Below are 22,922 nucleotides of genomic sequence, written 5' to 3'. Positions count from 1 at the left end.
TTACACGGTCAGCGCAGCGCGAACTCGGCAAACTGCGCGAGGCTTTCGAAGACTGTGGTGCCAATCAGGGCGGGATCGGGACTTTGAATCAGCGACATCAGGGTTCTATCGCCGCAGCCGGTTTTTACCAGCACCGGTTTGCAGCCCTTCGCCACGGCGCATCGCAGATCGGCCAGGCGATCGCCGACAAAATAGCAGTCGTGCAGGCTGGTATCGAATTCCGCCTCGATCGCATCGAGCAGACCGGTGTTGGGTTTGCGGCAGCGGCAGTGGTCTTCGTCGCTGTGGGGGCAGTAAAAAATCGCGGCGATCTCGCCGCCGGCATCTTCCACCAGTGCGCGCATTTTTGCGTGCATGGCTTCCAGGTCGTCGAGGTCGAAATGGCCGAGCGCGAGGCCGCTCTGGTTGGTAGCGATGACCAACTGGTGGCCCGCCTGGCTGAGTTGCGCCATGGCTTCGATACTGCCGGCGATGGGCAGCCACTCGTCGGCACTGCGGACATGGCTGTCCGAATGCTGATTGATCACACCGTCGCGGTCGAGAATGATGATGGCCATGGAGTTAATGCTGTAGTTGAAAGAAACCACTCTGTAGGAGCCTGCCTGCAGGCGAACAGTTCCGGAGTGCGGACCGGTTCGCCTGCAGGCAGGCTCCTACAAAGTGCGTAACGATTTACTTGGCGGGTGCCAGCTGAGAGATGTCCGCCACTTCCAGAAACAGCCCGCGCAATTGTGCCAGCAGGGCCAGGCGGTTGTTGCGCAACTGTTCGTCGTCGGCCATCACCATCACGCCGTCGAAGAAGTTGTCCACGGTTTCGCGCAGGCCGGAGAGGCCGGCGAGACCCTCCTCGAAACGCGCTTCGGCGTAGAGTGGGGCGACCGCATCCTGCGCGTCTTTCAGCGCGAGGTACAGCGCCTTCTCCGCGTCCTCCTGCAGCAGCGCCTGCTCTACCTGTGTCGGCGCGGGGCCTTCCAGTTTCGTGAGAATGTTCGATACGCGTTTGTTGGCGGCGGCCAGGGCTTCCGCTTCCGGCAGCTGGCTGAAGCTGTGCACCGCTTTTACACGATTGTCGATATCCAGCGGGCGGGACAGTTTGCGCGCGGAAACCGCGAGGAACACTTCCGCCTTGATACCGGCGTCTTCATAGCGCGCGCGGAAGCGTTCAAGCATGTACGCCAGGGTTTGCTCAACCACATTGTCGTGCTCGGCAAGCGCGGTGCGCGGGTAGCCGTCGCGGGCCAGCGTGAGCAGTTCGCGCAGGTCCAGATCGATATTTTTCTCGACCAATAAACGCAACACACCGAGGCTTGCGCGGCGCAGCGCGAACGGATCGCGCGAGCCGCTCGGCGGCTGGCCAATGCCGAATATGCCTACCAGCGTGTCGATGCGGTCGGCGAGGGCGACGATGGTGCCGGTCCCGGTTTGCGGCAGCTCGTCACCGGCGAATTTCGGCATGTACTGCTCGTACATGGCTTTGGCCACGTCCAGCGGCTCGCCATCGTTTTCCGCGTAGTAGTAACCGGCGATACCCTGCATGTCGGCAAACTCGAACACCATCTCGGTGACGAGATCGGATTTGCACAGCTGTGCGGCGCGCTGCGCCAGTGCGGAGTCGCCACCGATTTTTTCCGCGATGGCCGCGGCGAGTTTTGCCAGGCGCTCGGTTTTGTCGAAGACGGTACCGAGTTTCTGCTGGAACACGATGGACTTGAGTTTTTCCCGGCGCGCTTCCAGGCTGGTTTTCTTGTCGGTCTCGAAAAAGAACGCCGCATCAGACAGGCGCGGGCGGATCACGCGCTCGTTGCCCTCAAGTACCTGCTTGGCATCGGTGCTCTCGATGTTGGCGACCGTCACGAAAAACGGCATCAGCTGGCCGTCTTCGTCCACCACGTGGAAATATTTCTGGTGCTCTTTCATCGACGAGATCAGCGCTTCCGCCGGTACCTCGAGGAAGCGTTTTTCGAAGCGCCCGGTCAGCGCAACCGGCCACTCCACGAGCGCGGTCACCTCGTCCAGCAGTGCGTCGTCGATCACTGCTTCGCCGTTCACATTATTGGCTTCCGCCTGCACCTGCTCGCGGATAATCTCGCGGCGCTCGGCAAAATCTGCCACCACGAAACCCGGCTCGCGCAGCTGCTGTACATAGTCGCTGGCGGAGGCCACGGTGAGTTCGCGATTGTAGTGGAAGCGGTGGCCGCGAGTGGTATTGCCGGCCTTGAGACCGAGTACTTCCGCGTCTACCACTTTGTTGCCGAACAGCATCAGCAACCAGTGCACCGGACGCACGAATTCTTCCTTGCGCGCGCCCCAGCGCATGCGCTTGGGAATAGGCAGTTGTGCCAGGGCTTTGCTGACGATATCGCCGAGCAGTTTTTCAGTGCTCTCGCCTTTCTGCTCGCTGATAAATGCCAGGCGTTCACCCTTGTCGGTCTGCACGCGTGCGAGCTGGTCCACGGTCACGCCGTTGCCGCGGGCAAAACCCTCGGCGGCCTTGGACGGCTTGCCGTCCTTGTCGAACGCGGCGGCTACTGCGGGGCCGTGTTTTTCGATCTGCTTGTCCTGTTGCTGCTCGGCCAGATCGCTCACGGCGACGGCGAGGCGGCGCGGGCTGGCGAAGGCTTTGATTTCGCCGTACGCAAGCTCGGCGTCTTTCAGGCTCTGCTCAATGCCGTCGGCAAATGCCTGCATCAAGGTCGATAGCGCTTTCGGGGGCAGCTCTTCGGTGCCCAGCTCAACCAGAAAATCCTGAGCCATTACTTCTTCTCCTTCTGCGCTTCCTGCTTTTCATGTAGGTGGGCCAATACGTCGTTGCGGGCCTGTTCGGTGGCCAGCGGGAAGCCGAGGGCGTGGCGCGCGTCGAAATAGGCCTGGGCTACTGCTCGTGCCAGGGTGCGCACGCGCAGGATAAAGCGCTGGCGCTCGGTGACGGAAATCGCGTGGCGTGCGTCCAGCAGGTTGAACGCGTGGGAGGCCTTCATCACTTGCTCGTAGGCCGGCAGTGGCAGGCCCAGTTCGATCAGGCGCTGGCTCTCGCGCTCGCAGTGATCGAAGGTGTGGAACAGGAACTCCACGTCCGCGTGCTCGAAGTTGTAGTGGGACATCTCCACTTCGTTCTGATGGAACACATCGCCATAGGTAACCGGGGTGCCATCGGCGTTGCGTGTCCACACCAGGTCGTAGATAGACTCCACACCCTGAAGGTACATGGCGATGCGTTCGATACCGTAGGTGATCTCGCCGGTGACCGGATAGCACTCGAGGCCGCCCACCTGTTGGAAGTAGGTGAACTGGGTCACTTCCATGCCGTTCAGCCACACCTCCCAGCCGAGGCCCCAGGCGCCCAGGGTCGGGGATTCCCAGTTGTCTTCCACGAAGCGGATATCGTGCACCGCCGGGTCGATGCCCAGCGCGCGCAGGCTGTCCAGGTACAGATCCTGGATGTTCGCCGGCGACGGCTTCATCACCACCTGGTACTGGTAGTAATGCTGCAGGCGGTTGGGGTTCTCACCGTAGCGGCCGTCCGTGGGGCGGCGGCAGGGCTGCACATAGGCGGCGTTCCAGGTTTCCGGGCCGATGGCGCGCAGGAAGGTGGCGGGGTGAAAGGTGCCGGCGCCCACTTCCATATCCAGAGGCTGTAGAATGACGCACCCCTGGCGCGCCCAGTATTCCTGCAGGGTAAAAATCAGTCCCTGAAAGGTGCTCAGATCCTGCGCGGGGCTAGATCCGCTGGTTTGTTGCTCGGACACCACACTCTCCGGTTTCAGCTGGGTGAAAAGACAAGGGGCGCAATTATAGCGGTAGCGGGTTGCGCACTAAACAGCGGGCGCGACAAAAGCTCAACGGGAGCGAACCATACTGAAAAGTCGCAGCGGCGATGGATTCGAGAAGGAAGTACCGATTTTGGATATCAAAGGGCAACTGGCGGCGGGCGCATTGAAAATGGTGGGCCGGCTGCCCCTGCGCTGGTCGCGCCGCCTCGGCAGCGCCGTGGGCCGCGTGGCGGTGTGGAGCCGCGGCGACAACCTGCGCATCAGCCGTATCAACCTGCAGCGCTGTTTCCCGGAGATGCCCGCCGCTGAACGGGAAAAGCTCGCCCGCGACAGCGTGATCAACACCGCCATCACCGGCTTTGAGGTCGCCAGCCTGTGGCGCCAGCCCTGGAGCCGGGCGGAAGATGTGATCGTACGGGTGCGCAACCAACAGCTTCTGACCAGCGGCGTGCGCGAGGGCCGCGGGGTACTGGTGCTGGCGCCGCATATCGGCAACTGGGAAATCTTCGGCCAGTTTCTGGCCACGGTCGGCCCCACCACTAGCCTGTACGCGCCGCCGAAAATCGCCGCGCTGGACCCCCTGATTCGCGAGGGGCGCGAGAAAACCGGCGCCCATCTGGTGCCCACCAATGTGCGCGGCGTGCGCGCGCTATTAAAGGCACTGAAGGACGGCGGCATCGTCGGCGTCTTGCCCGACCAGGAGCCGGAACTCTCCGGCGGCGACTTCGCCCCTTTCTTCGGCCACCCGACCCTTACCATGACTCTGGCCTACAACCTGATCCAGCGCACCGGCTGCAAGGTGGTGTTTGGCTTTGCCAAGCGGCTCGCAGACGGATTTGAACTGGTGTTGCTGCCGGCGGAGCAGGCGATCTTCAGTGAGGAAGTGAAGGTGTCGCTGGCGGCGCTCAATCGGGGTGTCGAGTCTTGTATCGCCGAGGCGCCGGAACAGTACCAGTGGGAGTACAAGCGCTTCCGGCGGGTGCCGGAAGGCAAAAGCGGCATTTACCAGAAACAGCGCCGCTGATTCGAGCGGCATTTTTCTGCATATCCTTCTTCTTCCTTCTTTTTAACTCCTCCCTAGCCCCTCCCTCATAACGGAGCCTCGTTGCGCGAGGCCCCGTGCAGTCGCCGTGGCGGGTATCTTCCCGAATTTTTCCTATTTGGTGGCAAAGCGCGTCTCTTGAATCCTGCCTGTGTACAGGCGATGAGCAATTATTTTACCCGGGTAAATTGACCATTATTAATATCCGGGTAATAATCAATTCACATAGCGGATTCGGAGAGAGAAATCATGGCAGGGGAGTATGTCGCGATACACGACAAGGCGCTGATTGCGAGAGGGGACCTGGAGACCATCGTGCGCCAGACCAAAGCCATCGGCGGCGATATCGAGCCAGTGGTGTTTGAACTGGAGACCTGCAAACGCGTCGATCTCGACTGGCACGGCGATGCACAAAGCGTCATCGACAATTTGCCCGGTGCAGGAGCGCCGGGCTCTAACAAGCGCGGTCGCCCGAAGCTTGGGGTTATCCCTAGAGAGGTGACTCTGCTGCCCCGGCACTGGGACTGGCTGGCAACCCAGCGCGGCGGTGCCTCGGTGACATTGCGGCGGCTGGTGGATAGCGCAATGAAAAGTGCCTCCACCGAAGAGCGCATCAGTATGCAGCAGAATCAACTGTACGGTTTGATGTCGGTGCTCGCTGACGAGCCCGGATTTGAAGAGGCGGCGCGCGCGCTGTATCGCAATAGCAAGCGAGGTTTTGAGTCTGCAATTGGCACCTGGCCCGAGGATATCCAACAGCTACTGGTGGAGAAATTTGACGCCATCGGCGCGCTGCACCGGGAAAAAAACGATGACTGAACGCAGAGAAGACAACAAATTCTTAAGCGGATCCCTCGGCTCGGTTTTTGCAAAAACTGCGGCGCCCATCATTTTGATAATGCTGGTGAACGGATCCTTCAATCTGGTGGATGCCTACTTTCTGGGAATTTTTGTCGGTGCCGACGCGCTGACGGCGGTAACTTCAATGTTCCCCGCAGTGATGTTGGTCGTCGCTTTATCTACTCTGGTTTCAAATGGCTTCGCGAGTGTTATGGCGCGCATACTGGGTGCCGGCGATAAGCCGGCAGCGAGGGAAGCATTTGCGCAAGCCATTAGTTTGTCGCTATTGGTGTGTCTGATACTTATCGCACTATTTCTGATGTTCGGGAAACAGGCGGCACTACTGGCAAACGGTGGTTCGGCTAAATTGGCGCACATGAGTTACACGTATATTTCAATACTTGTTTTGTGCTCGCCGCTGATGTTCATCCTTAACATCAACGGCGACTCACTGCGTTGTGAGGGACAGGTCGGTTTTATGGCGCTGATATCGCTGGCTTCCGTGCTGTTCAACGGCGTACTCAATTACATATTTATTGCGCAACTAAATATGGGTGTGGCGGGTTCCGCCTACGGTACGGTAGTGGCTCAGTTGCTGTCTTTGCTGGTGGTATTCAATTTTCGCCGAAAGAAAAAAAGTCCTGTGAATATTCAGGTAGTGCAGTTTTCACTTGCGCGAAGCCGCTGGAAGGAATTTCTCGCACTTGGCGCGCCGTCGAGCCTGACATACGTTGGGTTGGCGCTGTCGTCAGCGGCAATACTGTACAACCTGCAAATCTGGAATCATGGAGACTACGCAACCACGGTGGGTGCCTACGGAATTATTACCCGCCTGATGACCTTTGTATTTTTGCCACTCCTGGGTCTAAGCATGGCATTTCAAAGCATCACCGGAAACAACATTGGTGCGAAAAAATTCCAGCGCACCAACAGCGGGATAAAAATTGCGATTCTATCCGCCCTGATTTACTGCCTGCTGATCGAAGCCTTGATATGGCTGATAAAAGACCGCTTTGGATATTGGTTTGTTGACGATGTAGGTATCGCCAAAGAAGTTGCCCGCATTCTGCCTATTTCCACGCTCGCACTTTTCTTGCTGGGGCCGTTAATGATGATCAATATGTTTTTCCAAAGTATTGGTGATGCCGCACGCGCCAGTTTTTTGAGCCTGTCAAAAACCTACCTGTTTGCACTGCCGCTGGTATTTCTGCTGCCTATGAAGTTTGGTGAAACCGGAATCTGGCTTGCCGGTCCGGTCGCGGAGGGGCTGGCCCTGTTGCTCACGCTGGGGGTATTGTTTCACCGCGCACAGCGGCACCAGTATCGCCTGGGTCTGTTTTATACCGCCGCAGATACGGTGTAGCACGCCCTGGGCGGCGAAGTATGCGCTTCTGGCGCCGTCGGCGTGCTGTCGGACCAGGAGCCAGGCCTCTCCGGTGGCGAGGTCATCCTCTTCTCCGGTCACTCGAGCTTTCCGTTCCAAAACCCGCCAAAACAATTCAATTTCAACCTGATTTCTTGACTCACCTATAAAACGATCTCGATATGTAATGGCGTGTAATAATGAAAACGTTTACATGGTGGATTAGCGCTGATAACTTTCCTTTGCAATTTAGATACAAGGCGATGCATTTCTCCGTTGTGGAGAGTGCCGGCGCGGAGCGTTAAGACTGGCATAAGCCGCACCCGTAATTGTGTCTGTGGGGACGCGGGACCGAGTGGCAGCGGCCTGTGTTGCTTTTGAAATAAATGACGTCACTCGAGAGTGGAGAAAGGGAGTTTTCCATGCGTTTTTTTGGAGTCGGGGCAAAATTTTGGGGACAAGCGGGCTTATTGCTGTGCATGTATTTCGGCATAGCCGATCCGACATCTGCTGCGGTGACCTTATCTATAAGTGATGGTGCTCAGAGTGTCGATGGAAGTTTTACGATTAAAGTAACAACCACGCGATCATGCAATTATTATGCTAGTGATTATTGTAAATACGCCATTCAAGAGAAAAAAGATGGCGGTAATTGGAAAACGTTACCCAATGTTGATCTAAGACAAAGCTACTATTTTTTAACGGTAAATAGAGAAACGGCGAATTATCAGTATAAAGCCTATGTTATTGACTTTGACTATCCGCAGCCACCTCAATACGGCGAGCCGCATGTAACAGAAGAAGTGTCAGCGATAAAAAGTGTCGCCGTTACCCTAAAGCCCTCCTCCCCCGGTGCCGTATCCCTATCCAATGTAGAAAGCGGCACCGTCGACACTTCCGGTGCGTTCAAAGTAAGCTGGGGGGTTGCCGGTAGCTCGCCCAAAAGGGATGGCTACCAAATCCAGCAGCAATTTCGCGCAGAGGGTGGTAGCTGGAGCGGCTGGTACCCGAGCAGTCCTTCCCGCACGGGCAATGAGTATATTTGGGCGCAGCAACTCCACGAACAAAGTACATTGCCGGATGGTGATTACCAGCACAGGATCCGTACCTACGTCAATGTGGGCAGTTACTCCAACGTGAGTGATTGGAAATACTCAAGCGCAATTACTGTACGCAATAAACCAGAACCGGTAACCGGTCTTCACTCCACCGTGGCTGCTCCCAGTAGCACCTTCTACATGAAGTGGGATGAGGCTTCTTACACTGGTAGTGGGGACTACGAAGATATTGTCTACCAGCTCCAGTGTAAGGAACCAGATGATACCGACTACGGCTTCGATACCTGCGGCTCCAGCAGTCTCAGCAGTACCTCAAAGCCGATCGACCTGTCCGAGGGAAGCAAGGGTACCTACCTGTTCCGGGTTCGCGCATGCAACGGCCCCATTCCTGCAGGTTGCCCGGACTGGAGCGGCGCGCAAACGGTATCTGTGCCTGTAGATATTCCCATTCCGGTGCCACTGACACCGCAATGGGATATCGAGCCGTTGGATCGCAATTACGGCCAGGTAGCCATGAGCTGGAAGCAGCCGGAAGGTTCCTGGCCGGTGAAGGACTACATACTGCAGCAATGGTGCTTGGCAGGTAAGGATAATTGTGGCGTTGATGGTTGGGGTGACATAACCCCGGATGAGGAGGGCCCAGAAAGCGGCAGCTATAGCGCCCAGGTGGAACTCAACGATCAGTACCAGTACCGAGTGGCTGCATGTAATGAAGTGGGGAAATGCTCCGCCTGGCTGAAGACTGCGGACTGGGTCAAGATCCATAATCCGGAGGGCATCGTCGATGTGTTGGAAACCATTTCCACCACTGTGCCAGGCAGTATGCCCTACAGTACCGATGTCACTGCCACCGGCGATGCGGTAATCCGTATCCCCGTGACGGCCGCCCCCGGGGTTAACGGCCTAGCGCCAAATATTTCCTTGAACTACTCGGGTTTACGCTATCACGAGCGGAACAGGGAGCAGTTGCCCGAGGACATTCTTGGTTACGGGTGGCGCCTTGGCGGATTTTCTGAAATCCGGCGCTGTATTACTGGTCAGGATCTCAGCGCGACTCATATCACCCTTGATACCAACGATTCCCTCTGCCTGAACGGCGAACCACTGGTACTAGTGAATGGAACGCACTGGCAGAAGGGCGCTATGTACCGCACCTGGCGCGACAGCGCCCGGTTAATCGAACTCAAGGAGACCACTGAGGGTAAGCCCTGGTTCCAGGTAAAGACCGCGGATGGTCGAAATCTGGAGTTCGGGGGTACTCCTGAGAGCCGCCTCAGGGTAGGGAAGTCACCTTATTTCGCCTGGAGTATCAGTAAGGTCACTGACGCCTTCGGTAATGCCATGGAGTATCACTACCACCGCGACCTGGCCGAGGGCATCAATTATCCGCTGGAGATTGTCTATGGCAATGACGGCGATGCGCGCATCCAGTTCGAATACGGCCTGCGCACCGACATTCCGCCGCAGCAGCTTTCCGAGACCATCGACCAGGGGCAGCTGGTGCTGCTCTACCGTATTCTGGTAAAAATCAATGAGGGAAGCTTACGCGAGTACCGCCTGATTTCTGAGGATGAGGGCCAGATAGAAAATTACCGCCGCCTCAAGGAAGTACAATTGTGCGGCCTCACCGAAAGCGGCGCAGTGGATCAGTGCCTGGAACCACTCAAGTTCAAATGGAAGGAGCACGAGCCGGGCAAGTTCGAATACAACATGGATTTCCCGACTGGCGTCGAAATCCTTACCGACAGTCTCGGTGCGACTACGGAATTCCTTTATCGGGGACTGTCCGTAGGCGAGACCGAGGGCTTTATCGTCAACAGCCCCTTCGGTTCAGAGAGTGGCATTTCTGTGCCTGACGCCTATTCTCTGTCACCCAGCTACCCCGATATTGAACAGCCAGAAAGGGGCATCTACCGCCTGGTAGTGAGCAAGGTTATTCGCTCTAACGGCCTTACCAACGGTACCCATGAAACTGAGTACCGCTATCAGGGCACGGGTCTGATGAGCAGCAGAAACTGGGGATTCCTCGGATTTCACGCGCAGAAGATCCATGACCTGGAGAGCGGCATCATCACCTATCGACAGTTCCGCCAGGACTTCCCGCACTTTGGTGCCACCGCCCGCTTGCTGCAGTGTCATGGCGACTGCGCTTCCGGAGAGCTGCTCACCAGCCAGCGTTTCCACTACGATTCCGTCGAACTAGCTGCTGGCGGCAACATCCTGCAAACGCCCTACGTCAGCCAGTTCCTGGAGGCACAGTTGGAAGGTGGGCAATTGTTGGGCTACCAAGAGCGTACGACCACGTTGGAAACGGAAACCCCGGATACCGGACTGGGTGCGCTGGTCAAGCGCCGTACTACCACCAAGCGCATTGTCACATCCGCCGTGGTGGATGATAGTGATCCCACCTTCTGGGGCGAGGTCAAAACAGCACAGATCAATAGTGCGGACGTGCAACGCACGAGTCAGACCATCACGGATTTCTTGAACCGTACTAGCTCTTGGCTGATCGGCTTCACCGAACTTGAAACTGTACGCCAGTACCGCGGAGATATTGACGGGGAACTGGATCTGGAGAAAAGCGTGATTGCCGTGCCTTGGCCTGGCACCAACAGGCCCGGCAGCATCGAGCAGTATCCCGGGGATACCCAGTACGCACTCAAGGTTGACTACACCTATGACGGCAGTGGCAACCTTAAAACCGAGGTAGTCAGTGGTGCCGACGTTGAAACCCGTACTACACAGGTGCTTGAATTTCTCGACAACCGCTACCCGACACTTATTGAAAACCCGTTGGAGCAACAAGTTACCGTAGGTTACGACGAGAGATTTGGCAGGGTGGATCAGATCACCGACGCTAATTTCCGCACTACTGGTATTACCTACGACCCTTTCGGTCGCGAGGAGGTGCGCAACAATCCGGACTCCGTGGAATTTACCAGTACCTATGAAGCATGTAGTGCTTGCGAAGCTGTGAACGGGGTCAATCCGCGTTACAAGCTCACCACCAACTCCTCAATCACGCCTGGGGTTACTCGCTATTACGACACTCTAGGCCGCCTGCTGCGGGAGGAAACTGAGGGCTTTGATGGCAGTACCTCCCGGCGGGACTTCGCTTACAATACGCAGGGCCGCCTCGACTACCATACCGAACCCTATCTCTCAACTGAGAGCATGCCGCCGTTCACCGCAGTCGAAGAGTTCGACAACCGCGGCCGGGTGCGCAAGCTGAAAAAGCCGGACGACGCCCGGGTAACCACCAGCTACTCAGTGGAAGGCGGCCGTGTCAAAGTCCGTGTGGAAGAGCAGGTGCTGGACGCGGACGGCAACCTCGCGGAAACCCAGGTCAAAGAACGTTACTATTTGGTTACAGGCGATCTGGATAAAACCATCGACGCGGCAGGAAGCACTGACCAAGTCACCACCAGCTACACCTACTATGGCAGCGGCTTACTGGATACCGTGACCGTGAATGGTGATAGCGGTGACTTCGTTTCCAGCTTCAAGTACGACCTCGCCGGCTACCGCACCCAGATGACCGACCCCAATCTGGGTATAGTCAAGAGCGCATACAACGCACTGGGCCAATTGGATAATCAGACCGACAACAAAGACCAGAAGATTGAATACAGCTACGACCTGCTAGGCCGCCTCCTCACCCAAACGGACGCGGATGGTATCGCCGAATGGACCTATGACCCAGCCAACGGCGTGGGTGCACTCGGCAGTCGCAGCTACAGCCAGGGCGGGGTCCCAATTTTCTCCGAAAGCTACACCTACAACGCCAAGGCCCAGCTGGAAACTGTGAATACCTCGCTCAAAGCCGGCGGGCTCAGCCGTACATACCAGCACGGTTACAGCTACTACGGTGCGGGCGATGGGCGTCTGCAAACGATCTCCTACCCCAACGGTGCCGCCGTAACCTACGACTACGGCACCGACAGTCGCGGCTACCTGCATGAAATCCGCGACCAGAACGATAACCCCATCAAAACCTTCAACCAGCTCAATGCCCGCGGCCAGGTGGAGCAGGAAGTTTACGGCAACGGCCTGGTAACCACCCGCAGCTACGATCCGGTAACTGGCCGCTTGTCCACTATCAACACCGGCGGGGGCAGCATCCAGAATAACGAGTACGAATGGCGAAGCAACGGCGCTCTGGAGAGCCGGCTGACACGCACGTCTGTGGGCGTAATCGATAAGGAGGAGGGCTTTACCTACGATGGCCTTAACCGTCTGCTCGACACCACCGTTACCGCCGGTGGCGCCACCAGAACCCTGAGTACCCGCTATAGCAAACTGGGCAATATCACCAGCAAGACCAGCAGCCATCCGGGCGACACCCAAGTTACCGGTTACCAGTACGGGCAGACCCAGAATGCCGGTCCCAATGCTGTCAGCAACGTTACCATCGATGGCGTAATCCACACGCTACACTACGACCTCAACGGCGCCATCACAAAATACGATTCCGCCAGCGGCGACGACAAGTGGATCACATGGAACGCCCGGCAGCTACCCACAGAGATCGTCCTCGGCAACAGCAAAACAACGACCACGCCCACCGCCCGGGACAGGTTCCAATACGGTCCCAACGGGGAGCGCTTCTACCGCGAAACCAGTTGGTGGGACGTCACTGCGAAGCGACTGCGCACCGAGCGGGCCTTTGTTCTCGGCGACTTCGAGGAGCAGCTGCCCGCCAACGACCCGGACTATCGGCGCATCGATAAAACCCGGCTCGACGCCAACGTGGTCCATATCGTCGCTTATCCCGCCGGCGGTGGACGGGAAGAGTTCATGGAATACCTGCACCGGGATCACCTGGGATCTGTCGAAAAGATTACCGACGAAAGCGGCCTGGTCATCCTGGACACCGCCTTCGAACCCTTCGGGGCCAGGAGGAGCGCGGACTGGCAGGGCGAAATCAGCGAACAGGAACTCCAGGATCTACTTATAGCTCAGGGCTTCACCACAAGACGGGGCTTCACTGGCCACGAGCATTTGGACAGGACCGGCCTGATTCATATGAATGGCCGAATCTATGATCCGACACTGGGTAGGTTCCTGAGTCCGGATCCAATTGTTCAGGCGCCCACTTACAGTCAGAGTTGGAATCGGTATAGCTATGTGTTCAATAATCCACTGAGTTTGGTGGACCCAACTGGCTATAAGTCATGTAGCCAAGAGGGGCTTGAGGAGAGCCTAGAGCGTGTAGGTGGGCTGCGCGAATCGAATGAACCAGGAGAATTCGTTTACGTTTGTTGGGGGGCGTCCGACGACAGCTCGGTTTCTGTTGAAAGCCCGGCTCCTGACTACACCCCAGTTCCGGATTACAGCTCATTGCCGGTTTACGACCCATTGCCTGACTACGTGCCCGACCATAATCCAGGAGTGGGAACAGGTGGGGGCTCAGGTAAGAAGAAGGCGAAGAACAAGGCGCAAGAGCCCAGTTGTGATGAAATTGAGTGTGTGGAGGTGAGTGCACAAGAGAGGACTGTCGTCGGAGGGGATATCACGGGATTTGATAGCTGGCATTATGATAGTGAACTGAATAGCTCTGATGCGCTGCTTGTTGGAGTATCTCTGGCGCCTGCGTTTGCGCCCGTAGTAGTAGAAGCGCTTGGTGTTAGGGCGACCGCCCACGGTGCAGCGAGAGTTGGAGCAAATGCGACTCGTGCTGGATCGCTTACCAGATGGGAACTCTTTAAAACCCGAATCCTTGGTGCTTCGACAGTGCAAGCAGATGGCGCGAGTGTTTATTACCGAGCATTAGAAAGTGGTAGATATCATTTCGCTGTCTACGGAGAAAATGGCCTTATTACGTCTGGGAACTGGAGTGCGAAAAGCGTAGTGAGGATGGCAGAGAGATATGGATGGAAGAACTTCCCATGAAGCTGACATGTTGTTTTTGTGGTGACCAAATCGTCAGGACAGCGGTAGATCCTTTGATAATTGATATGCGATCTGAAGGGGCTGATGAAGAATCCCGAGAGGATACGCAATCATTTTATTGCCATGCCGCTTGCTTCGAGTCCAGACTTTATAGTCAGATGGTGCCATTCAGATGGTTTTCTGACTCTCCTCCAGTCAATAAGACAAAGACATGAGCTAATCACGGGGAAACATCCCGAGTTGTGTTCCTTCAAGATTGCTGTACTTGGCAGCGGCCAACTGCAATTACGATGTCGATAATACTCTCATGCACAAGAGAAGTGGGGCACAAGCGATTTCGTTAAACACTACTTCACTGGTGGTGGCCAAGGAGTGAACTTGGGGGATGTCGGTTTAGGTGAAGATTTTAAGAATACGCCACAAGTTAAGAAAGCAGAGGCAGGCTTGAAGTTGTTCTTGAAGTTGAAACTGAGAACATCGGAGAACGATACGGTTCTATTTCAGGATACGTTTTTCCTCCACGATGTTGGTAACAATAACATGGCTAACCCTTTGTTTAGCCTGGGAAGCGGTTGGTTAAATATGGATGCGATATGCTCAGGAGGCTCCTGCGATATGCGTTTTCATTACAGTGATTATTTTAGGGAGCCGCTTGATATTAAGAATATAGAAGTTCGAGGTGGTACACCCTATCCCATAAATTACTACTACGATGATAGTATGTAGGTTTTCTATGAAGCGCTTCATATTGATTTTGCATTTGTTTTTTTGTGTTAGTTGTACGAGTGACTATGACGAAAGCCTTGGTAATGGGTACTTTTTTGTAGCTACAAATAAAAACAACCACTACATCGTGAAAAATGATCGAATGATCGTTGGGTCAAATGTTTCTAAATATAAAATGTTCGGGATTTATACAGTCGGCTACCGAGAAAAGCCCACGAAGCCTGATACTAACGTCGGTAGTTCTGAAAAGTACGGATACTTTATATTAAATATTTCAGATGGGTTACTTGTTGAAGGGCTTTCCAAAGACGCATATCTGAGAAAAATAGAACAATTTGGAATTGCAGAGGCAAGAGTTTTATCTAAATGAGCCTCTTGCACAAGAGGGGAGTTTCCTTCGTGATACGTTCTCCCGAGTTAGTGCGAGGGTGTTCATAGTTCTGTGTCATTTCTTTACCAGTGACCGAAAAGAGATGACACAGAATTCTGAACACCAAGTTTACATATGTAAAAGATGAGGTAGTTGCCGATCAGGTCGCCGCGCGAAACGCCACAATTACCGGCAGCCGCGCGGCGCGCCAGGCGGGGAAGAAACCGCTGGTGAAGCCGATCAGCAGTGCCAGTTGCGTGCCCTGGGCGAACAGGCCTGGGGACATCTCAAAACTGAATACCACCTGGGTAAAGCTGCCGCCGAGGGTTGAGGCGCTCAGTCCGTCGAAGAACAGGAAGGCGGCGGCGGAGCCGAGCAGGCCTCCGGCGGCGGAGAGTACCAGGGCTTCGATCATGGTGCCGCAGAACGCGGACAGGTTGCTGAAGCCGAGGGTGCGCAGGGTGGCGATCTCCTTGGCGCGATCGGCCACCGAGGTATACATGGTGTTGAGTGCGCCGGCGAGCGCGCCGAGGGCCATAATGGCGCTGATCACGCGGCCGAAAATGGCCATGTATTCCAGCTGTTTTCCCTGGGCGGCGAAGTAGGCGCTTTCGGTTTGTACCTCCAGATTGAGGCGCGGCTCTAGCTCGATGGTTTTTTCCAGGCCACTGATGTCTCCCGGTGTCTCCAACTGTGCTCGAATGGTCTGGTAGCTGCTGCCGCGGTCGTAGTGACTCTGGATCACCTTAACGTCCGCCCACAGCTCGCTCTCGAACACATTACCGCCTGTGGTAAATACCCCCACAACGGTCCACACATTCTTGCCGAAGCGCACTTCCTCACCGAGGGCGAAGCCATCGAACTCGCGCAACACGCCGGTGCCCACGATCAGTTCGTTGGTACCGGCAGTGAACAAGCGTCCCTCTACCAGTTGCATGTTGCCGCGCATTGCCATGCCCGTAGTGTTAATACCGCGCAGCGGGATATTCGCTTTGGTGGCCGAGGATTTTTTCAGGCCGTCGACGATTACATAGAGTTCCGGCGATACCAGCGGTGCGCCCTCTGTATCGCGTGCAATACCGGGAGACTCCTCAATCAGGTTGACCTGTTCGCGGGTGATCACGCTGTTGATTTCCGCTGCGGATCCCTCGCGCATCATTACCGCGACGCGATCGGAGCCGGCACTGTTCATGGTGGATTCAAACCCTTTGGCCATGGCAAGAAATGCCAGCAGGATAGCCACTACCACGGCGGAGGCGAGCACCATCGCCAGCGACATCCACAGGCGTCGCGGCAGGCTGCGGATATTCATCATCGCCACGGTGCCAATCTGGGCAAAAAGTGAGGTCATTGTGTCAGCTCCGATTAAAGGCGGTGATGATGTTAAGACGCAGGGCGTTGTAGGCGGGCACAAGCCCGGTCACCAGTCCCAGCAGGATCATATACAGCACCGCCTGGGCAACGATGTCACCACCCATGGCGAGATTCGGCAGGAACTGCGCCATGGATGACTTGGCACCCTCGATGATCAGCCAACCCATGGCGAGGCCGAGAAACCCGCCGATCAGCGCCACCAGCAGCGATTCCACCAACACCATACCGAATACCCGCGGTGCCGAAAAACCTAGGGTCTTCAGCACCGCGATTTCACCGGTGCGCTCACGCACCGCCAGTGCCATGGTATTGCCGACCACGATAAGAATGGTGAAAAACGCCATGAACACAACACCGAAAATAATCAGGCCGATGTTGCCGATCTGTTCGATAAACGCTTTGTTGAAGGCTTTTTCCGTACTGGTGTCGGTTTCTGCCTGGGAATTGGCAAAGGTGGCGTCGATGACGTCCGCGACCTGCTGGTTGATGGATGGGTCCTGGGTCACCAGTGTCATCCAGCCGATCCAGTCGCCGCCGAAGGTCTGGGTTTCCATAAAATACTTGTAGTGGAATACGGCGTAGCGGGTATCGTAATTCTCGTCGACACCGTCAAAAATGCCGCTGACCACAAATTCCCAGCTGTGGCCGCCGTCCTTGTGGGAAAAAATATTCGAAGACAGCGGAATCTTGTCGCCGATCTTCCAGCCCTGGGTTTCCGCCAGCTTTCTCCCGATCAAAATACCCTGGCGCGTCTGCAGCCAGGCGGATTTTTGCTCCGGGATAACCACCACTTCGTTATATACCCGTAGATAGGATTCCGGTTCCACCGCCATGGTAATGATCTGGTTTTTTGCGTCCTGATAAAAACCGCCGAACCAGTTCAGGTGGGTGACTTCCTTTACGCCTTCAATCGCAGCAACTTTTTGGTAATAGGCGATGGGAAGCGGCTGGGTAAAATTGATGCTATTCACCACCACCAGGCGATCGTCTGCGGCGAGGTCCACACCGGAATCCAGTGCGCTTTTCAGTGTTGTCACCGCACTGAAAATCAGAAACGCGATAAAGATTGCGAAGCAGGTCAAAAACAGTCGCAGAGGTTTGCGTGTCATGTTTTTGTAGATGAGGTAGAGATCGTTCATGCCAGCACTTCCTTGTGCACGAATTTTCCTTTGTCGAGGTGCACGGTCTGTCTGGCATAGGAGGCGGCCGCCGGGTCGTGGGTGACCATGACGATGGTCTTTCCGTGGTCGCGGTTGAGCAGTTGCAGCATTTCAAGAATTTCATCGGCGGTAGTGCGGTCGAGGTCACCGGTGGGCTCGTCACACAGGATCAGTTTCGGATCGGAAACGATGGCGCGCGCAATGGCGACACGCTGCTGCTGGCCACCAGACATTTCACTGGTCATGTGTTTTGCGCGGTCGGAGAGACCCACCAGTGCCAGTGCCGCTTCTACACTGCGTTTGCGCTGGGAGCGCGAGAGTCTGGTAAGCAGCAGCGGCAGTTCGACATTGCGTGCTGCATTCAGCATCGGCATGAGGTTGTAGAACTGGAAAATAAAACCGATGTTGTGGGCGCGCCACTGGGTGAGCTTGCTTTCACTCAGATTGTCCATGCGCGCACCGTCGAACCAGATTTCACCACCACTGGGTTGGTCGACGCCACCGAGCATATTTAGCAGAGTGGTCTTGCCGGAGCCGGAGGGACCCATGATGGCAAGAAAATCACCGCGGTCGATCGTCATGTTGAGATCGTTGAAGATGGATATCGTTTCCTTGCCTTTGACGAAACTCTTTTCCACCTGCTTGAGTTCAAACAGCGCTTCCTGTGACATCTTCAAACCCTCGATCAATTTTCTGTTTATTTGTTTGCGGCGTGGTGGTTGACAACCACTATTCGTTGCGGAGAAAGGCTACTTTCACACCCATATCCGGCAGAATTCTCGAATCCTTACTGTCGATACCGATACGCACCTGTACCGTGGCCTTGGCGCGATCGGCGGTGGGAATGATCGCGATCACTGTGGCGGGTATATCCCAGTCCGGATAGGCGTCGAGATTTGCGCGCACCTTTTGGCCGGCTTCCACGCGGCCAATAAATGCCTCGTTAACGTCCACTTCGATTTCCAGCGATTCCATATCCACGATGGTGCAGATGCCGGTGCGGGTGTGACCGCCACCGGCGGAACTGGGGGCGACAATTTCACCGGGCTGCGCATTCTTCTGGGTGACGACACCGGCAAATGGTGCACGGATGGTGTGGTCGTTCAGGCGCTCCTGCTGCCGGCGGACTTCCAGCTGGGCTACCTCGATATCTGCCTGTGCGCTCACCAGACTGGCCTGCAGGCTCGCCACATTGGCCTCCGCCTGCGACAGCTCGGCATGGCTGGAATAGTTGCGGTCAATCAACCCGGCGTAGCGCACCAGTTGGCGTCGGCCCTCTGCGAGATTGGCTTCGATACCGGCAGCGCGCGCCTCCAGCACTTTGACCTGAGCGCGGGCAAAGTCGCGATTCACCGCGGCCACCGCCGCGTCCAGGGTGGCGAGAACCTGGCCCTGTTCCACGCGCATACCCTCTTCAACCTCAACACTGGTGATCAGGCCCATGACTTCCGCGGACACCGTGGCCATACGCCGTGCGGTGATATAGCCGGAGGCATTCAGGATAGCCTCGGGGGATGCACTGTCTGCCGGAGGTGGCAGATCGAGTCTGGCGGGCGACGCGGCAGAGGATGGCTCTGCCGGCGGGGTGACGGTCTGGGTGCCAGTGGCGCCGTCGCCGGCGAATAGCAGTCCCGCCAGCAGTCCCGTCAAGGCAAATCCAACGCCAATCGCAAGTGCGGTGCGCGGTTTTACTCCGCTGTGTTCTGCGGGTGCGTCGCGATCGATTTTCAGCTGGTCCAGCAGCTCACTGGTAGTTTTTGCCATCTTGCCCGTTTTCTTATTGTTACTTCCATGAACGGGTTACTTTGGCAGAAATCCCCGGCGCTGACTATTGGCGGGCAGTCGCACAAGGAACGATTGTCGCGAATGACAACCGCATTCGGAAAATAAGACAGTGGCCGGTAAATCATGGGCCTGCAAATTGTTGGTGCCGATGGGCTGTGTTCGTATTGGGTTCGGATCAATGACCTCGACCCCATTGACCATCTTGATTGGGTTCCACAGATTGGTGCTCGATGCGGCGCATTGGCAGGCCGAGGTCTACCAATGCGCCGACCACTCGGAAAACACCGGAGGGAGCGGTTGGGTTTGCCCCCTCAAGCTTCTATTCGGGCGGCGCTAGCCAGCGGGATGTTGTGAACGCACCGGGTCACCCATCCCGCAATATTGCCCGCTCATGGCTGTTTTCTTTACAAGTCACCGATCAATACGGGTGCGCTTTCATTGCGTCGAAACACATTGAGTTTTCCGCATTCGGCAAAGTGGTTACCTGAAACCCAGGGCGCTCCGGGTTGGGTTACATCACTTTCCCAGCCGGTACCGTTGTTTAAATAGGATTTGAATTCGAACCAGCCACCGGCCGTGGCGGAGCAGTCCATATCCACGTCCAGCATCCAGTAGTGGTCGCCCCACTGGTTCAAGGGTGTCTCGCCATAGCCGTCCACATCCACGCGGCGCAAAGGGCCCCAACTGCTGTTCCATTGGCTGGTGGTCCAGTCAAGCGGGCTGCCTTCGCCACCGCTCTGTCCGGCCTCCAGGCCGTACCAGTCGAGATGGCTATCGTTTGCCTTCCACGGGGCCGTGGTGTCGTTTAGAAGGTTGCGATGTGTAATGGGGATCGCACATGCGTAATTGGTGTCCGTACAGTTGCGTCCCAACACATCGGCGGCATACTGGTGATCAATACCGCCGCGGATAAACATGTCCTGTCCAGCCTGGGCCTCGCCGTAGATGAATATCACCGTGCGCTTCCAGCCACCATTGTCAGTCACTGTTACTTCCAGTGTGTCGCTGCTGCTGGCACCCTGATCGTCGGTCACCGTTAACGTGAGTGTATAGGTGCCTGCCTGCTCAAAGCTGGCGACGGCCGTGGCGCTGTTAACTCCCAGTTCTTCCCAGGTGTACTGCACTATCTCGCCATCGGAATCGTAGGAAGCACTACCGTCGAGATGAACTGTCTCGCCCACTGCAACGGTCATGTTCTCGCCGGCAATAGCAACAGGTGGCTGATTGCCATGAGAGACCCCCGGTGCCAGCCAGTAGGTCATATTCCCCCGGTCCAGGTACACGCGATACTCGCCACTTACGCTGACATAGATGTCCTCGCCGGCCAGGGCAATGAGATTGTTGGCGGTATCCAAGCCATAGTTTTGACTCCAATCGCCGAAAACATCGAATTTGAAGCGCTGATCAGCCTCGCCGGTAAAGTTTACCGTCGCCACCCAGTGGTGATTGCCGAGGGGGATCATGGGAATACTGGTATCAAAATTATTGGGCGTCCCGCGAAAGTACATACTGGGATCGGAGCCGGCTAGCCTGACAGACAGGTATTTATATCGTTCATCGTACAAGACTACGGCGGCCTGGTCTGAGTATGACCTGATTAATACCGTGTTCGCACTGCCCGCTGCCATTGCGCCATTAAAGGTTGTCCCTATCGACAACACTGGGTTTCGGGGGCCGTGAAGTTCTCCATCAATCAACATTTCCAGATGATAGAACTCCCAGGATTTGAATAAAGTTTCACCTTGCCAGACACCCGGGAATATCTCTTCCATCTGGATGTTCAAGCCTTTTTCCAGATCTTGCACCGCCACATTTTCGGCACCCAAGGGGGATAACTGCGCGCCGAACTGGGCTATTTCGGAAGCGGTTTCAGTAATCACGCGTGCATTGTCACGATACTCGGTGTCTCCCAGTGGCTCGCCCGCATAAGTCAGCAGGGGGCTCGAGAAGTAGGGAATCCGGGAGCAGGGGGCATCGCAGGCGTTACTGTAGGACATGATCGTCCGCCATTGGCTTGTGGGGCTGCCGCTCCCGTGCCCGTAACGGAAGGGGTAAATAGTCGAATCCTGTTCCATATTGTGCCGGGCGCCCTGATTGTGGCCCAGTTCATGGGCGAAGGTCGCACCGCCACAGTGCACGCGCATCATGTGAATGGCGGAGATATTGGTGGAGCCAATGGCGGCGGCCATACCGCACCAGTTATTTATATGGTTGACCCACAGGCTCACGACATCGGCACCGTAGTTATTCCGCAATTGATGCAATTCATCCAGGCGCCCATCGAAGAGGTTTCCATAGTGGAATAGCTCCGATGTGCCTCCCGATTCGTTGCTTTGCAAGCCTTCGGCCCCTATCAGGTTTAGGCGGTGTGGAATCTGAGAGTTGGCATAAGCGTTGTTAGTGTAATCAATAGCCAACTGAATACGAGATTGGATATCAGAATAGTTTTGCGCTGCCTCCAGTGAGTAAACAACCAGTACATCGATCACTTCAGCGTGGCCATCATAGATCGCATCCGCCAGAAGAGAGGGCTCGGCATCATTGTTTACGAAGGTGTCGCCAGGGTCGGCGCCCCGCGATGGATCAAAACCCAGTACGTCGTCCTCAAGCGGAGGCAGGGCCGATCGGTCTATTTCGGCGAGGCTGTGCGTACTACCGCCGGCAGGGTGGATCTCATACTGCTTGCCACCGAATTCGATTTGACCGGTGACGTTACCGTATTTAACCACAAGAATAGCAAGGCTTCCGGGTTCGCCTTCAACGCGGCCGAACCAGGAAAAGTCGTTGGTGCCGCGTTTTTCCAAACGCTCTTCAAGCAGAACAATACTGGTTCCGTCAAACAAGGTTAATGCAATGCGCTCCGGAGCAGGGGAAGCCGTTTTTCTTTGATCTGGAGCGTTCAACCTGCGCATTTTCTGCAAGGTTGCCGTGTTAAGGGCTTTTTGCCGCTTAATATGTGGATTCTCTTCTGGTTTGGCTTGGGCCGAAACGCAGATGGAAAGGAGTAGACCGGTAGCGAGTATATAAAACCAACTTTTCATTTTGGTTACTCCTCAGCGCACTTGACGCGATAAATTAATAGTTGGCAGCCGTAAATATGCTCCGGAACACATAGGGGCAGGGGTGGTCGATTTTTTTTCGGGAAGTTGCATCGAAATAAACTCCATTTTGGATGCGGATGGTGTGGCCATTAAAGCCTGCTATCAGAATCTGGCCTGCTAGCAATCCGCGATTTTGGAGATCTTATTGATGGGACGCCTCCTCCTCATCGGGGGGGTAAGTGAAGCCAGAACCTGGGATTGGCAAGCGGCGGCACAGTATCGGCACTGTCCGGTGCCTATTGGGCGGGAGGTTACCGTGGTCTGTATCCGTAGTCTTAGTGCGGGAGCAGAGCGGAGAGCGGGGGCGGGGCGGAGATGAAATGGGGCGATTGTCGCGAATGACAACCGCATTCCGCAAAATAAGACCGTGGCCGGTAAATCATGGGCCCGCGGACTATTGGTGCCAATGGGCTATGTTTGTACTGGATTCTATTTTTCTAG

14 protein-coding genes are annotated in these 22,922 nt (G+C 56.0%); 6 read left to right on the top strand and 8 right to left on the bottom strand.

Annotation, left to right across the window (positions count from 1 at the left end; translation table 11 throughout):
• Positions 1-8 precede the first annotated feature (8 nt).
• The 3 genes from gmhB to glyQ all read right to left on the bottom strand — a co-directional run bounded on the left by gmhB (position 9) and on the right by glyQ (position 3,746).
• Positions 9-587 carry a D-glycero-beta-D-manno-heptose 1,7-bisphosphate 7-phosphatase gene (gmhB, locus tag GNX18_RS13770; protein WP_240914013.1) on the bottom strand — a complete coding sequence of 193 codons (579 nt, stop codon included), beginning with the start codon at positions 585-587 and terminating at the stop codon, positions 9-11.
• Positions 588-672: 85 nt separating this feature from the next.
• Complete coding sequence (gene glyS, locus GNX18_RS13765; protein WP_166218819.1) at positions 673-2,754, bottom strand: glycine--tRNA ligase subunit beta; 2,082 nt, start codon at positions 2,752-2,754, stop codon at positions 673-675.
• Positions 2,754-3,746, bottom strand: a complete 993-nt coding sequence (gene glyQ, locus GNX18_RS13760; protein WP_166218817.1) for a glycine--tRNA ligase subunit alpha — start codon at positions 3,744-3,746, stop codon at positions 2,754-2,756. The genes glyS and glyQ overlap by 1 nt, the downstream gene beginning before the upstream one ends.
• Before the next feature lie 154 nt (positions 3,747-3,900).
• Between glyQ and GNX18_RS13755 the strand changes: the two genes are divergently transcribed.
• The 6 genes from GNX18_RS13755 (at position 3,901) to GNX18_RS13730 (ending at position 15,061) form a co-directional block, all read left to right on the top strand.
• Positions 3,901-4,794, top strand: coding sequence for a lysophospholipid acyltransferase family protein (locus tag GNX18_RS13755; protein ID WP_166218815.1), 894 nt, complete (start codon positions 3,901-3,903; stop codon positions 4,792-4,794).
• A 267-nt stretch (positions 4,795-5,061) separates the two neighbouring features.
• Positions 5,062-5,631, top strand: coding sequence for a DUF2239 family protein (locus tag GNX18_RS13750; protein ID WP_166218813.1), 570 nt, complete (start codon positions 5,062-5,064; stop codon positions 5,629-5,631).
• On the top strand, positions 5,624-7,015 hold the full coding sequence (locus tag GNX18_RS13745; RefSeq protein ID WP_166218811.1) for an MATE family efflux transporter: 1,392 nt from the start codon (positions 5,624-5,626) through the stop codon (positions 7,013-7,015). Before GNX18_RS13750 ends, GNX18_RS13745 begins: the two co-directional genes overlap by 8 nt.
• Before the next feature lie 803 nt (positions 7,016-7,818).
• Positions 7,819-13,965, top strand: a complete 6,147-nt coding sequence (locus tag GNX18_RS13740) for an RHS repeat-associated core domain-containing protein (RefSeq protein WP_166218809.1) — start codon at positions 7,819-7,821, stop codon at positions 13,963-13,965.
• A 378-nt stretch (positions 13,966-14,343) separates the two neighbouring features.
• The gene (locus GNX18_RS13735) at positions 14,344-14,691 is read left to right on the top strand and encodes a hypothetical protein (RefSeq protein WP_205827921.1); all 348 of its coding nucleotides are present in this window, start codon (positions 14,344-14,346) and stop codon (positions 14,689-14,691) included.
• Between the two features lie 7 nt (positions 14,692-14,698).
• Entirely contained in the window at positions 14,699-15,061 is a 363-nt protein-coding gene (locus GNX18_RS13730; RefSeq protein ID WP_166218805.1) for a hypothetical protein, read from the top strand.
• A gap of 160 nt (positions 15,062-15,221) precedes the next feature.
• Here the strand turns inward: GNX18_RS13730 and GNX18_RS13725 are convergent, their stop codons facing one another.
• From GNX18_RS13725 to GNX18_RS13705, 5 genes are all read right to left on the bottom strand, one after another.
• A complete protein-coding gene (locus tag GNX18_RS13725; RefSeq protein ID WP_166218803.1) occupies positions 15,222-16,412 on the bottom strand; it encodes an ABC transporter permease in 1,191 nt (396 codons plus the stop codon).
• A 4-nt stretch (positions 16,413-16,416) separates the two neighbouring features.
• Positions 16,417-17,574 (bottom strand): ABC transporter permease, encoded by a 1,158-nt coding sequence (locus tag GNX18_RS13720; protein ID WP_138236700.1) that lies wholly within the window; start codon positions 17,572-17,574, stop codon positions 16,417-16,419.
• Positions 17,571-18,266, bottom strand: a complete 696-nt coding sequence (locus GNX18_RS13715) for an ABC transporter ATP-binding protein (RefSeq protein WP_138236699.1) — start codon at positions 18,264-18,266, stop codon at positions 17,571-17,573. Before GNX18_RS13715 ends, GNX18_RS13720 begins: the two co-directional genes overlap by 4 nt.
• Before the next feature lie 58 nt (positions 18,267-18,324).
• The gene (locus GNX18_RS13710) at positions 18,325-19,359 is read right to left on the bottom strand and encodes an efflux RND transporter periplasmic adaptor subunit (RefSeq protein WP_138236698.1); all 1,035 of its coding nucleotides are present in this window, start codon (positions 19,357-19,359) and stop codon (positions 18,325-18,327) included.
• Between the two features lie 425 nt (positions 19,360-19,784).
• Positions 19,785-22,421 carry a PKD domain-containing protein gene (locus GNX18_RS13705; protein ID WP_166218801.1) on the bottom strand — a complete coding sequence of 879 codons (2,637 nt, stop codon included), beginning with the start codon at positions 22,419-22,421 and terminating at the stop codon, positions 19,785-19,787.
• Positions 22,422-22,922 lie beyond the last annotated feature (501 nt).

The sequence above is a fragment of the Microbulbifer sp. SH-1 genome (genome assembly GCF_011326135.1).
In the GTDB taxonomy this organism is placed as follows: domain Bacteria; phylum Pseudomonadota; class Gammaproteobacteria; order Pseudomonadales; family Cellvibrionaceae; genus Microbulbifer; species Microbulbifer harenosus.
This window is presented reverse-complemented; position numbering and strand designations above follow the sequence as displayed.